The sequence below is a fragment of the Nocardia sputorum genome (assembly GCF_027924405.1).
Classification (GTDB): domain Bacteria; phylum Actinomycetota; class Actinomycetes; order Mycobacteriales; family Mycobacteriaceae; genus Nocardia; species Nocardia sputorum.
In genome coordinates this window covers 2046075-2063444 of record NZ_AP026978.1, presented here as the reverse complement: position 1 = coordinate 2063444, position 17370 = coordinate 2046075, and the positions used below count along the sequence as shown (strand labels likewise).

Annotated in this window: 17 protein-coding genes; all 17 read right to left on the bottom strand. The window is 69.3% G+C overall.

Going from position 1 to position 17370, the window contains the following annotated elements; genetic code table 11:
* Window positions 1-19 precede the first annotated feature (19 nt).
* The 17 genes from QMG86_RS09545 to QMG86_RS09465 all read right to left on the bottom strand — a co-directional run bounded on the left by QMG86_RS09545 (window position 20) and on the right by QMG86_RS09465 (window position 17146).
* The gene (locus QMG86_RS09545) at window positions 20-406 is read right to left on the bottom strand and encodes a DUF4913 domain-containing protein (protein ID WP_281878963.1); all 387 of its coding nucleotides are present in this window, start codon (window positions 404-406) and stop codon (window positions 20-22) included.
* Complete coding sequence (locus QMG86_RS09540; RefSeq protein ID WP_281878962.1) at window positions 403-2238, bottom strand: type IV secretory system conjugative DNA transfer family protein; 1836 nt, start codon at window positions 2236-2238, stop codon at window positions 403-405. The genes QMG86_RS09545 and QMG86_RS09540 overlap by 4 nt, the downstream gene beginning before the upstream one ends.
* 42 nt (window positions 2239-2280) lie before the next feature.
* Window positions 2281-2835 carry a hypothetical protein gene (locus QMG86_RS09535; RefSeq protein WP_281878961.1) on the bottom strand — a complete coding sequence of 185 codons (555 nt, stop codon included), beginning with the start codon at window positions 2833-2835 and terminating at the stop codon, window positions 2281-2283.
* 65 nt (window positions 2836-2900) lie between these two features.
* The gene (locus tag QMG86_RS09530) at window positions 2901-4565 is read right to left on the bottom strand and encodes a peptidoglycan DD-metalloendopeptidase family protein (RefSeq protein WP_281878960.1); all 1665 of its coding nucleotides are present in this window, start codon (window positions 4563-4565) and stop codon (window positions 2901-2903) included.
* A gap of 37 nt (window positions 4566-4602) precedes the next feature.
* Complete coding sequence (locus tag QMG86_RS09525; protein WP_040867646.1) at window positions 4603-4911, bottom strand: transposase; 309 nt, start codon at window positions 4909-4911, stop codon at window positions 4603-4605.
* Complete coding sequence (locus QMG86_RS09520; RefSeq protein WP_281878958.1) at window positions 4908-7052, bottom strand: hypothetical protein; 2145 nt, start codon at window positions 7050-7052, stop codon at window positions 4908-4910. The genes QMG86_RS09525 and QMG86_RS09520 overlap by 4 nt, the downstream gene beginning before the upstream one ends.
* Before the next feature lie 7 nt (window positions 7053-7059).
* Window positions 7060-8550 carry an SCO6880 family protein gene (locus QMG86_RS09515; RefSeq protein WP_063017581.1) on the bottom strand — a complete coding sequence of 497 codons (1491 nt, stop codon included), beginning with the start codon at window positions 8548-8550 and terminating at the stop codon, window positions 7060-7062.
* The gene (locus tag QMG86_RS09510; protein WP_281878956.1) at window positions 8547-10019 is read right to left on the bottom strand and encodes a hypothetical protein; all 1473 of its coding nucleotides are present in this window, start codon (window positions 10017-10019) and stop codon (window positions 8547-8549) included. Before QMG86_RS09510 ends, QMG86_RS09515 begins: the two co-directional genes overlap by 4 nt.
* Window positions 10013-10828: a DUF8175 domain-containg protein gene (locus tag QMG86_RS09505; protein WP_281878955.1), complete on the bottom strand. Its 816-nt coding sequence runs from the start codon at window positions 10826-10828 to the stop codon at window positions 10013-10015. The genes QMG86_RS09510 and QMG86_RS09505 overlap by 7 nt, the downstream gene beginning before the upstream one ends.
* 20 nt (window positions 10829-10848) lie before the next feature.
* Entirely contained in the window at window positions 10849-11661 is an 813-nt protein-coding gene (locus tag QMG86_RS09500) for a DUF8175 domain-containg protein (RefSeq protein ID WP_281878954.1), read from the bottom strand.
* Window positions 11658-12317, bottom strand: a complete 660-nt coding sequence (locus tag QMG86_RS09495; RefSeq protein WP_281878953.1) for a DUF8175 domain-containg protein — start codon at window positions 12315-12317, stop codon at window positions 11658-11660. The genes QMG86_RS09500 and QMG86_RS09495 overlap by 4 nt, the downstream gene beginning before the upstream one ends.
* Before the next feature lie 31 nt (window positions 12318-12348).
* A complete protein-coding gene (locus QMG86_RS09490; RefSeq protein WP_228829053.1) occupies window positions 12349-12609 on the bottom strand; it encodes a hypothetical protein in 261 nt (86 codons plus the stop codon).
* Window positions 12610-12632: 23 nt separating this feature from the next.
* The gene (locus QMG86_RS09485) at window positions 12633-12929 is read right to left on the bottom strand and encodes a hypothetical protein (RefSeq protein WP_039799032.1); all 297 of its coding nucleotides are present in this window, start codon (window positions 12927-12929) and stop codon (window positions 12633-12635) included.
* Between the two features lie 51 nt (window positions 12930-12980).
* On the bottom strand, window positions 12981-13643 hold the full coding sequence (locus tag QMG86_RS09480) for a DUF6668 family protein (protein WP_281878951.1): 663 nt from the start codon (window positions 13641-13643) through the stop codon (window positions 12981-12983).
* A complete protein-coding gene (locus QMG86_RS09475; protein ID WP_281878950.1) occupies window positions 13640-14518 on the bottom strand; it encodes a MinD/ParA family ATP-binding protein in 879 nt (292 codons plus the stop codon). The genes QMG86_RS09480 and QMG86_RS09475 overlap by 4 nt, the downstream gene beginning before the upstream one ends.
* A 15-nt stretch (window positions 14519-14533) precedes the next feature.
* Window positions 14534-15493 (bottom strand): DUF8176 domain-containing protein, encoded by a 960-nt coding sequence (locus QMG86_RS09470; RefSeq protein ID WP_281878949.1) that lies wholly within the window; start codon window positions 15491-15493, stop codon window positions 14534-14536.
* A gap of 57 nt (window positions 15494-15550) precedes the next feature.
* Window positions 15551-17146: a cutinase family protein gene (locus QMG86_RS09465; protein ID WP_281878948.1), complete on the bottom strand. Its 1596-nt coding sequence runs from the start codon at window positions 17144-17146 to the stop codon at window positions 15551-15553.
* Window positions 17147-17370: the final 224 nt, after the last annotated feature.

The window sequence follows — 17370 nt, the reverse complement described above, 5'->3', positions numbered from 1 at the left end:
CCGCGACAACCGCAGTCGGTTACGTGCGGAAGTCGCCTACCGTGGGATCGCCGAACATGCCGTGCTGCGGCGATTTCAACGGCAACGGGCTCAGCATGTCCTTGTGGCCGTTGCGCACACTGCAGTACTTGAACGGCCCCTTGGGGTCGAACAGCTTCGACATGTGCGGGTCCGCGTGATCGAGGAACCAGACACTCAGTCCGGTCCGCCCGTCCAGCCTGTAGTGCTCCCAGGCCCGCCACAGCGCGTCCAGCCGGGCGACCGCCTCGGCATGCTGCCACCACTCCGGGCACCACACGGTGTCGCTGAGATCGGTGACCTGACGCCGGTAGACCAGGCTGAGGTAGTTCTCGACGAACTCCACCACGCTCGAGTAGATCATCGGTTGTTGCTGCTGTTCGGTCACAGCGGCCGAACCTCCTCGACTTGTCCGTATTCCGGCGGCGGCGTCGACTTGCTGAGCGAGGGCGCGCCGATCAGGTCGGTGATCTCGGTCTTGCGCTGCGGGTCGTGACGCGAGATGGACTGTTTCACATCGGCAGCGTACTCACCCTCCCACCAGGGCACGGTACGGATGAGCACCGGCGGCGCACCGGAGGGGAACAGGATCGCCCGGCCACGCGGCAGCGTCGCGAGGGCGTTGACGGAGAACGTCTTGGACGAGCCCAGCGAGCGGGAATAGCTCTTGCCGCCCTTGGATTCGGACACCGACTGCGAGATCGCATCGTATTCGCCGAGCACGTCCGAACGCTCCTGCAGGAACTTGGTGTCGTCCACGCCGCTACCGAGTACTTTGATGTTCGCCGCCGACCACAAGGCGTTCATGCCGCTCTCACCCCAGCACCGGGCGCCCTGGGCCCAGGACTGCAGCACCGTCATCACGACGATGCCCCGCGAGCCGAAGTGGCTGTACTGCTTCGGCAGGTCCTTCCAGCGCACCACGTTGGCGGCTTCGTCGAGCACCGCGAGCATCGGGATCGCCAGGCGTCCACCGGCCGACTGCGACGCCTTACGCATCGCCACGTCCACCACCGCCTCGGTGAGTGCGCTCACCAGCGGCGCGGCCGATCCACGGCCTTCCAGCGACAGGCTGTAGAGCGTTCCGTTGTTCTCCAGGAATTCCAGTTCGTCGAACTCCCTGCGATCGCCGCCACGGGTGATCCACGGGTGCACGTTCGACAATTTCAGGCACCGGATCATCTTCTTGGCGGTGCCGAAGATGCCACTGCGCGTTCGTGGATCGGCGTTGTACTGCGAGGACAGGCCCGAGGCCGTGTAGTGATGGCGGGCGGCGCGCAGGAGCTCGATGGGCTCGGTGTCCTGCGGATTGGTCACCCACTCCCACACCTGCACGATCGGCCTGCTGCCGTTGCGATCGCCGACCGCGGCGGCGAGGAACAGTCCGGCCAGCAGGTCCTCGGCCTCGGGATCGAAGAACGCGTCGGTCTTGCTGTCACTACCGTCGTCGCCGTCGGCGAAGTGCCCCGCCAGCCGCGCCGCCCGCATCTCGCAACCCTCCCGCTTGGCGTCCACCCAGGACAGCGGATCCCAGAACCAGGTCGGCTCTTCTCCGGCCACGCCCTGCGGATCGAAGACGAAGGTCGGACTTCCTTTGGACTCCCGCACGTCTCGGGTCGCGTCCACCACGTCACGCTTGTTCGAGGTGGCCAGCACCGGACCGATCGCGGTGAGGATCGCCGGGATCACCCGGGACGTCGACTTGCCCTGGCGCGGGCCCCAGATGTCCAAATGCAGATCCTCGTACGAGCCGTACAGCATCACCCCGTCTGCCACACCGACGCCGATCGGTACACCGGGAGCGTCGTCGTAGCCGAGTTTGACGCCCAACTGCTGGGCCTTCTCCCGGACGCCCGCCTCGGTGAGCATCGAGATGGCGCCGCCGTTGCCCATCACGTCGGCCTTGTCGTCGACCGGCAACCTCCCCTTGCTCCGGCGCTTCTGCAGCTCCTTGCGGATCACCAGATACGCGACCACGCTCAGGATCACCAGCAACACGATCGCCGTGGCCGCGCCAGGCCAGCGCAACTTGCCCCGCGCCAGATCCGCCGCGATGGCGATCGGGTTGAACGGGACCTTCTGCGGGCTGCCCTCGAGCATGTTGCCCAGATGCAGCGCGAGCCAGAGAGTTCCGAAGATCGCGAAGCCGGCGTAGGTCAGTAACAGGCTGACGTCGGGTCCGGGTATGGCCGGATCCGTCACCTTTTTCTTCTTCGCCATGTGTGCCTCCTGGGTCGGCCGTCCGGTACGGAAAGCGGGTGGTCAGCGGAATGCGTCGAGCCGCCAGCCGTCGGGCGTGCGCACGACGGTGGCGATCACCGTCGCGGGCGGCAGCGGCTCTTTGCGTCCGTTCGGATAGACGACGGTCTGCTCGATCCCGATCTTGAACTGCTGGACGTTCGGGTCGCTGAGGGCCGGCGGCTTCTCCCCGGACGCGAACGTGAATGCCTCCACGTGCACCCCCTCCCGAGCCCAATCCGCCCACTGCAGCGTCGACTTCGGCGTCTCCACCGCGGTCGGCGCCGCATCCAGCATACGAATCAAGCTGGGGCCGAGAAACTTTCGCGCCCTGTTCAAGGAAGCACCCTGGGTCTCGGTGGCGGGTTGCCAGCTGTAGATCTCCCGCAACGCCGCGACCGCGACACCGTCGGGCGTCACCGGATCGGGGGCGGGCACGCCCTCCAGCAAACGGGTTGTGGACGTAGCCGAATGCGCCGCATCGGATCCCGTGTCCGCGCGGCCGCAGGCCGCACCCAGCACCGCGACGCTCACCACCAGCATCACCACCAGTTTCGCCCGTGCATTCGCTCTATCCATCCAGGCTAGCCGCACCCGGGGGCATCGCGGCAGTCCTGCCGCCGTGTGTTCGGGCCCGTCACCGCTCACAGCACCCTCCTCGCACGTCCGTCCCCCGGAACCGCGACTTCCGAAACACCACCGGCGGATCGGGCATCCGCCCCGGGCACGGACTGGATCATCCGCCCGTTGCCCACGTAGACGCCGACCTGCGCTGGTCCACGCCGACCGAACGAGCTGAACACCAGATCCCCTGGCCGGGCCTTGCTCATCGGCACTTCCGTGCCCGCCTCCCACTGCTGTTCGGCCGTGCGTGGCAACGTCACCGTGCCGGAGGACGCCGCGAACACCGCCGCCGCGGTCAGGCCTGGTCCGTCCAGTCCGCCGCCGCTCGGGCCTTGGGGCCCGCCACCACCCCAGACGTACGGGGTGCCGAGCCATTCGTGAGCGGCTTCGACGATCTGGTCACCTGCCGTCCCCTGCCCAGGCGTGAACCGGCCGACCGAACCCGGCGCCCGGTACTGCGCTTCCATCGTGAGGATGTTGCGCACATACGGCTGGGTCTCGGCATAGTGTGCGGCAACCTGGTTCGGCATGCCGCCGGAGGCCAGTACCGCGCCCTCGCCCGCGTTGTAGGCCGCCAACGTCAGCGCGACGATGTCGCCCTGCACCCGGCCCTCGGCCTGCCACCGCTGGATCTTGTGCGCGATCGCGCACATGTAGCGCCCTTGACCGATGATCGCGTCACCGTCGTCCCACACACTGGCCACGCCGTTGCCGTCGGCGTCGATCACATACGGTCGACCGTCGTCGGGATTGATGCTCACCGCGGTGGTCGGCAGAAACTGCGCCAGGCCCTGGGCCCCGGCTGGGGAGCTGGCGCCGCGCCGGAAACCGGACTCCTGCCTGCCCTGCGCGGCCAGCAGCGAAGGCGTGATCTGCGGACAGATCGAACCCGCCCGGCGGTACCAGATCTCCAGTTCCTGCGGCACCTTGCCCGCGGCCAGCGCGCCACCGGCGGTGCCGAAACCGAGGCTGCAGCGCGGATCGCTGGAGTAGGCGCGCGCACCGCCGACATCCGGGGTCGGGGCGCCGTCCAGCCACGGCAGCGGGTCGATCTGGCGCCCGCCGGTGAACCGGCCGCCCGGGACGATCTCGAAATGCAGATGGGGGCCACTGGACTCCCCCGCCGAACCGACCGCGCCGATGTGCTGCCCCGCCGTCACCGTGTCGCCCGCGCGGACGAGCACGCCGGAATCCCACATGTGGCCGTAGACCGCCGAGTACGAACGGCCGTTGGTGTCCACGGAATCGACGACGATCCAGTTGCCGAAGCCGGACGCCGGACCGGCGGCGACCACACGGCCGTCGGATACCGAGAAGATCGGCGTGCCGTCGGGCGCGGCCAAGTCGACGCCCCGGTGGGCGCCGCCCCGCGAACCGAAGGTATCCGACACGGTGAAGGTTCCGGTGGCCATCGGCAAGGTGCGGCGCAGCGGGCCTGCTCCCGCGGCGAGCGAGGGGGTGGCGGTCGCCGCCGGATTGGTCTGGGTCGCGCTGGAACCGGCGGTCGCGGCGGCGCGGCGATCACCCGGCGGGTAGCCGCCCAGCGGCGGGAGCGCCGACTGCGAACCGAGCACGGACCCGCCCTCGCAGGCGTCGTCCACGGCGGGCATGACGATGACCAGCACGATGGTCATCAGGCCGAGCACCGCGCCCAGCGCCGTCCACAACACCGATTTGCCGCTCATCGCCGCACTCCGGCATCGTGCCGCGCGCAGCCGTGATTCACGTCCGGCGCCGGGCTTCGTTGAGGGTGTCGGCCAACGTGCGGTTCATCTCGGCGGCGGCCGCCAATTGCTGCTGCAGCAGTGCGACTTTGCGCCGCAGCGCGGTCGCGTCCATCCGTTCCAGACCGGGGCCTTCGGCCGCGCGCACCCAGTTCCGCACCGAGTTCGTGTGCACGCCGATCTGCTCGGCGACCACGCGGCAGGCCTCCGATTCACTACGCAGCTTGCCGGTCAGCGCGATGACCTGTTCGACCGCCGCTTGGCGCACCTCCGGAGAGACGCGACGGTAGGACCGGTGCGGCATCATGCGGCGCTCCCCGGTGAATCCGTTCCGCGCGAGGTCGATTCGGTGAACTCGCTGAACCGCTGGTTGGTGTCGTGGATCCCGCTTTCCTTCTCCGACAGCGTGAATTCCATGTGGAACGGGATGCCGGGGCGACGATCCTCGCCGATCTTCAGCAGGAACTTGCCGGTGCCCGGCGGCGACGGCCGCTGCTGTCCCGGTTTGAGCGCCTCGCCGGTCAGCGCTTGCGGTGCGGACCATCCGGTCACCATCTCCTCCTCGGCCGATGTGAACGGAACCGTGCTGTCCAGCCGTTTGATCTCCTCGGCCGGGAGCGCGCCGAAGATCTTGGCGCGCGCCCGCTCGAGGAAACCGAGCGCCTTCGCGATGGCGGCTTCCGAACCGAGCGCCTGCAGGTCCTTGATGGTGTGGCTGATCATGATCAGCGCGGTCGCGATGCCGCGCTGCAATCGGGTGAGTTCGTCGACGCGGTCGACCATGAAGTCACCGAGGCCGAGCACCTGCCACAGCTCGTCCATCACCACCTGGAAGTAGCGTTGCGGGCCGAGCTTCGCGTCGGCGAGCACGTGCGCGGCTTCGACCGAGGCGAACCCGTCGGCCCAGCAGGCCAGCATGACCGCGGCCTTGAGCTTCTTGTCGCCGGTCGGGATGTGCGAGACGTCCATGCACACCGCGACCGCGCTGGTGTCGATCGGCACGGTGGTCTGTCCGTTGAAGACCGCGCCGAACGGACCCTGGGTGAGCGCGCGTAGGGAGCGGCGCAGGCCCTTGATCGCCTCCTGGTACTCCGCGACGTCGTCGGCGCCCGCGTCCAGCATCAATTCCTCACCGCCGCCGACGATCACCTCGAGCAGGTTCTCCATGATCGGCGGTTTGTCCGGTGTGTAGCCGCTGCCCGGCCGGTACAGGATGCGCAGGGCCGTGGAGATCAGTGTCTCCTCGTAGTCGCGCACCCGGTCACCGCGTACCAGTTCGACCAGGCCCGCGATCAGGGTCACCTGCCGGGCTCGCAAGTCCTGCAACACCTGCAGTTGCAAGGCCGGGAACTCTTCCAGCCGCGGGACCACCGCGCCGAGCACCCCCGCCGCGAGCGGGTTGAGTTTGCCGTGCCCGTATCCGAGGTCGATCACCTGCCCGCCGACCAGCTCGACCATCTTCCGGTAGTCGGGCTTGACGTCGGCGAGGATCAACGGCGTGATCCCCTGCGCGATGCCGCCCAGCACGATCCGGCGAACCAGCGAGGACTTGCCGAAACCGTTGAGGCCGAGCACGAACAAGCTGGGCGCGGTGATGAAACTGCCGCGCATGAACCAGTTCATCGGGTCGAAGCAGACCGGCGCACCGGTGTGCAGGTGCGAGCCGAGGGGCGTGCCGATCAGCGGCGCGCCCGCGCCGACCGACCAGGGCCACAGGCCGGCGACCTGGGCGGTGGTGGCGCGGTACTCGACCGGGCGGCCGACGACGTTCATCCGGCCGCCTCCCGGTCCCGCGTAGCCGCGGTCGGTGAGTTGCGCTGTGCTGCGATCGAATCCGTCCTCGATCGTCTGCTCCGCGCGCGCCGCGTAGTTGCGGCGGCGGATGTCGTCGGTGCGGACCCGGAACTGGGCGAACGCCGCCCGCAGACCACTGCCCTCGCGGGCGATCATCTCCAGCTTGGCGCGGGTGGCGTCGTCGAGCAGCGGCGGGCCGGACTGTTTGCGCCGATCTGCCTTCGCTTTCGCGCGGCGGGCCGCCTTGTCCGTGTACGGGGTGCCCATGGCGCGGTCGGCGGTGTAGTCCACCTTCGCGGGCCGTGCCACGCGCCCGTTCCTGGCCCCGTTGCGTTCCGGCCGCGCGGCGATGCGCTCGGTGACCGCGTCCCGGGACATGCGCGAGTTCCGCTCGCCGCGGGGACGTTCGGCGTGCCCGCGGTCGGCGTGGACGCCGTCGGACCGGCCCGTGCCCGGCCGCCCACGCCGCTCGGCCGAGCGCCGGTCGGACGTGTCGACGCCGCGCCGGTCCTCGCCGTTCACCCGCGCCGAATCCCGTGTGGCGCGCCGGCGCTCCGGCCGCTGTCCCCACTCGTCGCGGCCGGACTGCTCGAGCCGCCTGCGGCGTGCGTCCTCGTCCCGTTCCCGTACGGGTGGCTCGTAGTCCCGTGCCATGAATAGCTCACCCCGCCAGTGCCTTCGGAATAGTCGCGTGTTCCGGCAGGATCACCCCGCAACCGAGGGAGGCCGCGAAGGCCGCCGCCTGGTAGCGGTAGCACCGCCGAATCTTCAAGCGCGCCTGGGTCGACAGGTCGCGCGTGATGGCTTCGATACGCGGCAGGTCACCGCGCAGGGGCTCGGTGATGGTCACCAGCGCCCCGAAGCGGGTCACACCGTGACCCCGGGCCTGCTCTTCGCGGGCCTGCTGGGTCGCGCCCACCCGCAGCGTCGCCGCCGCGGACACGACCCCTCGTTCGCTCTGCTGGGCCACCAACGCGTTCTTGAAATCGTCGTCGACGATTTCTGCGGCGTCGGCGGCTGAGTGCGGACGGTACACGATCGCGATACGTTTGCGTGGTACTTCGGGATTCGGCGCGAGCAGCCGCTGCAGCACCCGTTCGTCGACCGCGCCCTCCGGAGCGGCGTCCATCTCCCAGGTGACCGACCGGCCACCGTCGTGCACCAGATGATCCCACTTCTCGTCGTGGGACACCGGGCCCGCGTCCGCCCAGTCCAGGCCGTGCCCTTCCGGTTCGCCCGCGGCCACTTCCAGGTCGGCCTGCGAGGCGGGATCGTAACTGCGGCGGATGAAAGCGATCACCTCGTCGGCCGACATCGGCTGGGCGCGCACACCGGCCTCGGCCAGCGCGGCGCAGATTCCGGGCAGGCGACGGCCGATCTCGACGGCCTCTTCCGCCGGATTCTTGCGGCGCTCGGCGGTGGTGGCCTTGAACGTGATCGCCACCCGCGGCAGCAACTGCACCCGCTCCTGCGGCAGTTCGGTGGCCAGCTCGTACATCACCTGCTGGGCCAGTTCCGGCGCCTCCGGCCTGGTGATCGTGGAAACCTCGGTGAGCAAGCGGTTTCCGGTCTCCGGCACGGTGTCGATGACCGGCACCACGGCCACGATGTCGCTGGTCTGGCCGACCGAGGCGAGGAAGGTGCCCCACGCCGAGACCCACCGATCGATCACCGGCTGGTCCACCGCCTCGTGGCCTTGCGGCCAGGCACGCAGCACCACCGTGTACTGGGCGAACTGCGGCAGGTGGATCATGCCGAAGCTGTAGCCGCCCGCGTCGATGCCCTCATACAGCTTGGAGGGCGCCAGCAGCCCGGGCAGACGGGTCACGCCGCCGGGAATCCGGGAGAAGCGGCCACCGCGGTACACGTGCTCGCCACGACTGCGTGAGCGCATCCAGTTGAACATCATCAATCCCGTCTCGTAGCCCGAACGACCTCCGGTCCGCCACACCAGCGGGACCATCACGACGACACCGACGCCGCCGACGATCGCACCCCACTGGAAGCCGCCGACCATCGCGGTGATCAGCGCCGTGATCACGACCGCGAAGCCGAGCACGGTCTCCTCCCAGCGCAGGCCGAAAAGACCTGCGCTGCGCGGCTTCTGCCAAAGCCCGTACGAGCGCCGCTCGTAGGTGTCGGTGAGTGTCATCGCGGAATGGTGCTCCTCCCGAGGTCGGGTGAACGGTTCGTCCAGCGATCGCCCGCGACGTCACCCATGGCTTGGTCGGCCCGGTTCAACCCGCCGCTCGCGGCGCGCGCCGCGCCGATCCGGCCTGCCGTCCTGGCCGCTCCGGACGCTACCCCGGCCGCGCCCGCGGGTCCGGAGGCGCGCGGAGCCGCACCGCCCTGGGGGCCGCCGCCGCCACGCGGCGGCGTCGGGCGAGGTGCGCCACCGCCGCGTGGTCCACCCGCGCCGCCGGGACGGGGGCCGGTGCCGCTGCCGCTCACATAGCCGGCCCTGCCGGGAGCCGCCGCGTCCTTGACGCCGACCGCCTTGGTGCCCATGGCGCCCAAGGCCGCGACCCCCACCAGCGTGCCGCCGGCCGCGGTGAAACCGGAACCGCCGCTGCCGACGATCGCGACAGCCGGAGTGACCAGTCGCATGAGCGCGGGCAGCACGAAGGCCACGCTGCACAGCAGCACGATCGCGACCAGCATGCGCTGGGCCTGCTCACCGTCCGGCAGGCCGCCGGTGGGGGTGAGCGAATCGACGTGGCCCGCTGTGGTGAACGCGATCATGTACACGATCGCAGCCACCGGCTTCCACAGCATGAAGGCGATGATCCAGCCGATGAGCTTCTGATAGGACTGCTTGCCGATGTTCATGCCGGAGGCCGCCGCCGCCAGCGGCAGCACACCGGCCGCGATCACCAGCAGGCCTTGCCGGACGATCGCGAGCACGATCTGCGCGAGCGCGCCGAGCAGGCCGACGATCGCGATGATCAGCACCAAGCCCGGCGAGAACGCCTGCAACTTGCTGGTCTTCACCATCAGCTCGGCCAGGTCCTTGGCGTTGCCGTTGGTCGAGTCGTCGATGATCCACTCGGCGAAGCGGTCCGACGCCTGCGTGCCCGCGACGATCACCGCACCGAGCATCCAGGAACTGAACACGACGCGGGTGAACATCCGGAACGATTCGGCCGCTTCGTTCATCGCGGCCCCGCGTCTGGCTTCGGCCAATCGCGCCCCGGACAGGATCACCGACGCTATCAACAACAGGATCTGGGCTTGATAGGTGTAGTCGTTGATCTTGGTGAACAGCGAACCGGAATCGCTCGCCGCCTCGTTGGGCACCTTCATCCAGAAGGTCAACGCCAGGATGATGGCCTCGCCGAGACCGTTCATCAGCGAATCGACCACCTTGCCGAAGGTCGAATCCCAGGCCTTGTCCTTGACCGCCGTCGCCGCCTGGTCGGGATGCGTGGCGGCGTTGCCCGCCTTGCACGCGGCGGACGCGGCGTCGCCGAGTGAAATGCCGGGCAGGCCGACGTTGTCGAGCGTGTCGTGAATCTCGTTGCACGTCTCGTCGAATCCGTAGGTCTGGCCGTAGGCCACGGTCGGCGTCGCGATCATCACCGTGAAGATGACCGCGAGTATCGTGACTAGGCGCCTCACCATTGTGTCCACCCCTCGATGCTCCGCAGGGACTCGATCTGCACTCGCTCGTCGCCTGTCACCGTGGTGAGCTTCCAATCTCCGTCTCGCCACCGGACCGCCAGGCGCATGCCCACCCACGTTGGTTGGCCATCAACTGTTTCTCGAGCCTTTCTCGCAAACTGCACTTTCGCGAAATCATCTGCATAGCTCTCGATTCGGAACGCGTCCGAAGCGAACAACAGGGGTCTCAGCTTGTCAGGCAGGCGGTCTGACACTTTGCCCTCGGCGACCAGACGGTCGTACTCGGCCATGTATTGCGGCGTCACGTCGACCAGCCGGGTCAGCAGATCACGATCCCTCGGATTGGCATTGGTCCGCCAGTAGATCTGTTCGGCGGCCAGCGCGGCGCCCTGCGGCGTGTGAGCGAATCCCAAGGCGGCGGAGCCGTCGATGCGGGACGGACCGTCGGACGCGGAGAAGCGCACGACCGGACCACCGAACAGCCGCTGCCACACCCCCTCGCCGTTCGGCGGCGTGGGCGCGGCCGCGGTCCATCCGGGCGTGCCCGGTTGCTGCCGCTGATCCGGTTTTTGTTGCAGCACAACACCGGCCGTTCGAACGGGCACGTCAACCCGACGACCGAACAGGTCGGTCTCCGGTGTGCCGAACGCGGATGTGCCTGCGACCGGATCGGGAGCGGTTCCCGCCGACGTACCGGGCACGACATCCCGCTCGTCCGCGGAGGCGTCGTCCCGCAGCGCGACCACTGTCAGTGCCACCGCCAGTGCAACACTGATCAGCGCGCCCGCGCCCATCAGCGCCAGGGGCATCCGTCCGGGTCTGCGCGCGGTCACCACTTGGTCCACCCCGTCAGCGATTCGAGATATTCGGTCTGGGCGTTGTTGGTGGTGGAGGGCTTCAGTCGCCAGTCGCCCGCGTCCCACACCATGACCAGGCGCGTCGCCGCCCACAGCTGTTTGCCGTCCACCACCGGTCCCCTGGTGGCCAGCCGGATGATGGCGAGATCGTCGGCGTAGTCGTCCACTTTGAAAGCGTCGGAGGCCACGAAGTATCGGGTCACCTTCTCCGGCTGCTGCTGCGGCAGGCGGTCGTCGGCCAGCGCCTTGTCGTAGGCGGCGATCTGCTGGGCGGACACCCGGACCTGGCGCACGTACAGGTCGCGATCGGCGGGCCGGGCGTTGAGCCGGTAGGTGATCTGCGCCGCGGCCAGCACCGCGCCCTGCGGGGTGTGCGAGTAGCCGACGGCCAGGTCGTCCTCGATCCGCGTCGGTCCGTCGGAGGTGGAGAACGGGACGGAGGCGCCGTACACCCGCTGCCAGCCGTGCGGTTCGGTGGTACCTTCCGGCGCCGCGGTCAGCCAGTCCGGGTCGGTGGGCTTGCGCTGGCGCGAGGGGTCCTGCGAAAGCGGTTGTCCGGCAGGGTTGTTCGGAATGTCGACGCGCCTGCCCAGGATGTCCGTCTCGGGGCTCGCGAAGCCGGTGCCGCCGGAGCCTTCGGCGACGGCGGGCGCGCCTCCGACCGGCTCTTCGTCACGGCTGACGAAGACGAAGATGCCGACGACCACGATGAGCGCCAGCACCGCGGCGGAGGCGACGATCCCGAAGGAGACACGGTCGCGCGTGTACGACTCTCTGTCGCTCACGTCGGTGCCTCCAGTTTCACAATGTCGGTAGGTAATGCGGCGATCGAATCGAGGGGTCGTGCGGTCGAATCCGGATCCGGCAGCCGTAATCTCCAGTCGTCGCCGAACCACTCGACGGCCGTGTGGTGCACCGCCTTCGACCGGTCGGAGTATTCGGTGTACACGTCGACGGTGGAACGCGACTCGGAGTAACCGGTGATCTTGTAGCCGAGCAAACGCGGAGCGAACTCCGGGGCTGCCGGGCCGGTGATCGACAACTGCACCCGGTTGATCGCCCACTCGTCCTTGGCGGCACCCGGAACGACTTCTCCGGCAGCGACTTTCGCCCACTGCGTATCGGCGGCCACTGCCAGCCGCACCGAGTGGGTCAGCGCGGCGACGGCCGCACCGCGCGGCGAGTGTTCGAAACCGGTCGCCGCGCCGTCGGCCGTGGACCGCGGCCCCTGATCGGTCTGCGGCAACGGCACACCTTGGAACGGCTGCCACCGCACGTTGGTGGGCGCGGCCGACAGATCCGGCTCCGCCGAGTCCGCACCACCACCGCCGCAGCCGACGGCCGCGACCAGCAGCGCGGCGCCGACCACTCCGGCCGCGGGGCGGCGGATGTCGCGCCGCCACGCCGCGGCGTCCGCCGGTCGCAGTACTGTCGAAATCATTCGCGCGTCGTCCCCGTCCCGGTCCGGCGGCTCACGCGGGCAGGAACGCCAGGGCGATCCCCGACGCCGTGCTCGCCACCACCGCACCCAGCAGGCTCATCAGCACACCGTGCGAGGCATCGTTCATGGCCAGATCGCTGCGGAAGACCAGCCACAGCTTTCCCGCGGACACGATCATCCAGGCCAGGCATACCAGCAGGACGAACCACAGCAGCCAGTTCAGCAGCTGCATCAGCGGTGCCAGGACGTCGGCGGGCATCTGCTTGTAGGCGAGCAGCTCCACTGCGGACATGCGTACGGTACCCATCGTCGGCCTCAGGTGCCGATGACGGCGTTCATGATGGTGCCCGCGCTGGTGGCGACCACGCCGCCGATCATCGCGCCCGCCACCATCTTCGGCGACTCGAGGCCACCGCCGGTCCACTTCTCCCAGGCGAACTTGCCGCCCGCATAGACGATGCCGCAGATGCCCGACAGCAGGACGAACCAGGTGAGATAGCGCACCAGCTGCAGGATCTTCTCCGAGCCCGGCGGCGCCTCGGGCGTCGGATTACCGACTTGCGCGAGGACGGTGCCGTACGTGTCCTGCACGGCGAGGAGGAGCGTGCTCATCGGGTGCCTTTCTCGAATGGTGGGTGGTTGTCGCCGATTCGATGCGGACGTTCACTCATCGGGCGGCTTACGGAGATCCGGTGACCGGCGGTCGTAGCCGGCCTCCTCCAGTGCCGTCCGCGCGGCCGCCACGATGTCGGCGCCGAGCTCCCGGACATCGAGCGGGACTTCCTCCAGCAGATCGAGCTTGCGTTTCCTGGACGGCATCGGGTCACCGGGCGACCACACCGGCAGCTGCTCGGGTTCGACCAGCGTCCATTCCTCGTACCACGGCACCTGCCACACCTGCCCGGCCAAGGAGCCGACCACGTCGCGATAGCGCCGGATCTCCGGAGCCATCCGGCCGGGCCGCGCGGCAACCGTGATCAGGCCGAGCACGTCGGAGGGACCGGCGAAACCCGAAAGATGTTGGCGCAGTAGGTCGTGCGCGCGAGACAGACCGGCGATCGTCTCTCGTGCGACGAGGACGACGAACGGACTTTCGCGGTCGAAGACGCCGGGCCAGCGGCGGCCCGAATCCGCCGCGGGCGCAAGCACATGCGCGAGGGTACTGGCTCCGGCTCCGCCGTGCACACCCAGCAGCCAGACCAGTGGCGCCCGGCCCACACCCGGCACGGGACGGTCCCATACGGCGGCACGGCGGGACTCCGGCGGGGCGATCACACCGGCGGGCGCTGGGTCGGGCTGACGCGGAAAAATCATGGCGGCGGTCATGATGCCACCCCGGCGAGCAGGCGCCCATACGCCCGGCGCGTCTCGGCGGCCAACGAGGTGTGCCGCACGAGTTCACCACGGGCCAGGTGCGGATCGTAGGGAATCTCCCTGATGTCGCGGACCCAGCCGGACAGATGCTCACGCAAATGGTCCGCTACCCGGGAGTCATCGCCCGGATACTGGTGCGAGACGACGATGGTGGTGTCGCCGACGATGCCGCCTCCGCGCCCCTCCCCGGCGTCGCCGAACTGGTCGTCCAGCCATTCCAGGGCGACCCGCAGCCGGTTGGCCGCGTCGTTGCGAGCCGGAATGGCGAGCACGAGAGCGACATCGGCGTCATCGAGCAGGGGAAGCAGTTGCCGGGCGGCAATCGGGTGTCCCCCGTCGTAGACGCCGGTGTATCCGGCCTCGCGCACTGCGCGGGCGACCGTGAGATAGGTCGCACGCCTGCGCAGTGGCGCGGCGTCGCGCCAGAGCAACCCGATGCCCGAAGTCGCCCGCGACAGGCACTCCTTCAAGGGCGCGGGCTCGCCGTCACCGCGACCGTACAGCCAGGACTGCAAGCTGATCGGGTGCAGGTGCTCGTCCGCGCCGCGCAGCGCGAGATCGCTGCCCGCCGAGGTAGCGTCCACCGCGACCGTCGGCGTGCCACCCGAACCGAGTTCACCCGCCAAACCCAACGCCGTCGTGGTGGTGCCCGCACCACCGCACCCGCCGACCACCAGGATCGGCCGCTGCACCGGATGATCCGCCTCGGAGCCGTCGCCCTTGCCGCGCCGCAACCGCACCACCGGAGCCTTGGAACGCACCGGCCGGCTCGACGCCGCGCCATCCCCGGGCGCCTCGTCGAGCCAGCGGCTCCAGTCCTCTCCCATCGCCTCTGCTCTCCTTTATCCGGCCGTGATACCCGTGATCAGGGTGCGGCCGTCGATCACCGCTGTGGTGACCGTCTGCCTGCTGTACGTGGCGGGCGCGCCGCCGGGCCGGTATTCGGTGACCTCCACCGAATACCGGTTGTCTCCGACCGTCACGATCCGCACGCAATGCGTCGTGCCCGCCGGGACGGAGTCGATGCCGCGCTGGATGACCGGTGCGGGCTGGACGTTCGCGTCCGGTGCGACGGCCGCGCGGGCTCGTTCGCCGGAGCGCTCGACGTAGTACGCGTACTGGAACGACAGCACCGCGTCCGGTCCGGAGCCGGTGCCGCCGGCCTCCGCGCTGCGCACGATCGCGTCGCTGCGCTCCGTGGGACAGGCACCGGCCACGCGCGGGTTACCCACCGCCTGGGCGCCGCCGACGGTGAGCTGCACCGACGCGGACATATGCGGGTGCATCGGCTGCGCGGCGCGATCGGCGGCCGAACGCAGCAGGAGCAGCACACCCACGGCGGCGACGACGATGACCAGCACCGCCACGATCACGAGGATCAGCAGCCGGGCCCGGCGGACGGCCGGGTGGGCGCGAGCGGCCTGCCGCAGCGCGCGCGACTCCGCGGGGCGTGGGGGCTCGACCGGGTCGTGCTCGTCGTCGCCGGCCCACGGAAACGGCACGGGGTCGGCGTGCCGCGGCGCGACATAGTCGTCGTCGGGGCCCGGCGCATGGCCGGTCACGACCCAATCCGACCACCCGCCGGTGAACTCGCTGCGCTGCGCGGGCAGATCCGACGGAACCTCTTCGGGCCTGCGCTGCCACGGCTCGTCGTCGCGGAGGTAGTCGGGGTAGCGCGCAGGTCTGTCGTCGTCCGCGGGGATGATGGTGTTCGCCTCATCCGGCTTGCTCTTCTCCGGCACGCCGTTGTCCGGCTCCAGAGCGCCGTACCAGCGGGAAAGCTGTTTGTACGACTTCAACATTCCCCCATTCCCGCAGAGCAGGGCACGCAGTATCGCATCGTCGGACCCTCTCGGCGATCAGTTCGTGGAGAACGGGTAGGTGTTGGGTGTGCCGGTTCGGTCGGTGGGCGGAATCGATGTCACGCCGCTGGATGAGGCGCCATCGGCTCCTGTCCCGAACGGAAATTGTCCCGTACCGGACGAACTCGGCGTGGGAGACGCGCCGGAGCCGTCCCCGAAGAATCCGGTCGGCTGTTTCTCCAGCACCGGCCGGGGCTCGGCCTTGCCACCGGATGCATCAGCGATGTCGCGAGCGAGCGCCGCGAGCCATTCGGCGACGAATTGGGTGGGAGCGGCACCGTTCGCCGCGACGATGGCGCTGTTGTAGCCGGTGTGGCGCTGCACGGTGTCCCAGTAGCGCACCCAGGTGGCCGTGTTCAGCAGCTCGCTGTTGTCGGTGATGTTCTGCACCACCGCGTCGAAGGCCTGGGTGACCAGCCGGACGCCGGTGGTCGGCGGAATCAGCTGAGTGATCGCACCGACCAGCTCGGCTCCCAGCGACAGCAACGCGGCGGGCGGATTCGCCAGGCCCGCGGTGGCCAGCTCGGCGATATTCGCCGGATTGATCACCGCTCGGACCACCGCGACCACGGAATTCAAGCCGATCATGCCGACCTTCACCAGCGCCTGCAGCGCGCGGGGCAGATTCAGCGGCGTGCGCGGATCGGAGGCGTCCGCCAGGCGCTGCGAGATCGACTTCTCCGGCGAGATCGACAGGGTGGCCAGCGAATTGCCTTCGATGTCCCCGTTGACCACTTGGGTCGCGGTCTTGATCGACGTGAACGCCAGCGCTTGCGCGATCGACACCAGCGAGGCGATCGGGTCGCCGCCGCTGAGCTTGGACTGGCCGACCACGTTGGCGACGGCCTTCAGGATGGGCGCGCCGTCCGGGGCGTCGCAGGCGAGATCGCCCGCCGCGCAGAAACTCGCCACTCGTCCGGTGAGCGCCCCGAAGTTCGCGGCCTTGTCGCGCTCCGGGCCGATGCCGCCGCCGATCGCAGGCGCCTGCGGCAGGGCGGCAAGGGATTCCAGCCGGTCGCCCGCAGTACCCGGCGCGGGATCCGGCGTCGCTTTCCCCGGCGCGCCCGGAAACAGCGGCGCGCCGGGATTGCGGGTCGGATCGCCGAACAACGCTACGGCGGCGACCTTCTCGGCGGGCAGCACGCCGCGGCCCTGACCGATCTCCTGCGCGAACATCGAGGCGACGTGCGCGCCCTGCGAATAACCGACCACCGCGAACCGGCTGTTCGGGCATGCCTCGGCGACGGTTTCGGCCATGCCGCGCAAACGGGCGAGACCGCCGGCCACCGATTCCGAGTAGGGCGCCGCGCCACCGGCGGTCGCGCCGCCGAAACCGGATTCGTATGGCACGTAAGCCCGATCGACCAGTCCGGTGTCGGGCGCTTTCGCCATCATCGGCCGGAAGACCGTGGAGAGCATGCCGGTGTCGGTGGTGGGCGCCGCGTCCGGCGAGGATTCACCGGTGCCCTGAATTCCCAAGGCGTACAACGCGGGACAGGTCGTGAGGCGAATCTTCGTGGAGGGACCGGGATCCGGCGGCTCCGCCGCGGCGACACCGGCGGTCGCCACAGCCACGGCGAGTGCTACCAGCATCCCCGAGAGTCTTGCCGAGTATCCAGTCATAGCGATCCGCAATCAAGTCGTCTGCCGCAGGTACCTCAACGCCATGAAACGCAATAGACCGTAACAGATTCCGGCTATTACTGCCGCATCGACGGAAAACTTCCACGACACACCGACATGAACGCGACACACCGCGGCGCGTTCCCAGAATCGGTCCGACAAGTTTCCGGCAGATCGTCTCGATTGACAACCCC

What these genes read in the sequence shown, in the direction of transcription:
- QMG86_RS09540 (WP_281878962.1), bottom strand. Translation starts at nt 2,238, where the DNA reads ATGGCGAAGAAGAAAAAGGTGACGGATCCGGCCATACCCGGACCCGAC.
- QMG86_RS09535 (WP_281878961.1), bottom strand. Translation starts at nt 2,835, where the DNA reads ATGGATAGAGCGAATGCACGGGCGAAACTGGTGGTGATGCTGGTGGTG.
- QMG86_RS09530 (WP_281878960.1), bottom strand. Translation starts at nt 4,565, where the DNA reads ATGAGCGGCAAATCGGTGTTGTGGACGGCGCTGGGCGCGGTGCTCGGC.
- QMG86_RS09525 (WP_040867646.1), bottom strand. Translation starts at nt 4,911, where the DNA reads ATGATGCCGCACCGGTCCTACCGTCGCGTCTCTCCGGAGGTGCGCCAA.
- QMG86_RS09520 (WP_281878958.1), bottom strand. Translation starts at nt 7,052, where the DNA reads ATGGCACGGGACTACGAGCCACCCGTACGGGAACGGGACGAGGACGCA.
- QMG86_RS09515 (WP_063017581.1), bottom strand. Translation starts at nt 8,550, where the DNA reads ATGACACTCACCGACACCTACGAGCGGCGCTCGTACGGGCTTTGGCAG.
- QMG86_RS09510 (WP_281878956.1), bottom strand. Translation starts at nt 10,019, where the DNA reads ATGGTGAGGCGCCTAGTCACGATACTCGCGGTCATCTTCACGGTGATG.
- QMG86_RS09505 (WP_281878955.1), bottom strand. Translation starts at nt 10,828, where the DNA reads ATGCCCCTGGCGCTGATGGGCGCGGGCGCGCTGATCAGTGTTGCACTG.
- QMG86_RS09495 (WP_281878953.1), bottom strand. Translation starts at nt 12,317, where the DNA reads ATGATTTCGACAGTACTGCGACCGGCGGACGCCGCGGCGTGGCGGCGC.
- QMG86_RS09490 (WP_228829053.1), bottom strand. Translation starts at nt 12,609, where the DNA reads ATGTCCGCAGTGGAGCTGCTCGCCTACAAGCAGATGCCCGCCGACGTC.
- QMG86_RS09485 (WP_039799032.1), bottom strand. Translation starts at nt 12,929, where the DNA reads ATGAGCACGCTCCTCCTCGCCGTGCAGGACACGTACGGCACCGTCCTC.
- QMG86_RS09480 (WP_281878951.1), bottom strand. Translation starts at nt 13,643, where the DNA reads ATGACCGCCGCCATGATTTTTCCGCGTCAGCCCGACCCAGCGCCCGCC.
- QMG86_RS09475 (WP_281878950.1), bottom strand. Translation starts at nt 14,518, where the DNA reads ATGGGAGAGGACTGGAGCCGCTGGCTCGACGAGGCGCCCGGGGATGGC.
- QMG86_RS09470 (WP_281878949.1), bottom strand. Translation starts at nt 15,493, where the DNA reads ATGTTGAAGTCGTACAAACAGCTTTCCCGCTGGTACGGCGCTCTGGAG.
- QMG86_RS09465 (WP_281878948.1), bottom strand. Translation starts at nt 17,146, where the DNA reads ATGCTGGTAGCACTCGCCGTGGCTGTGGCGACCGCCGGTGTCGCCGCG.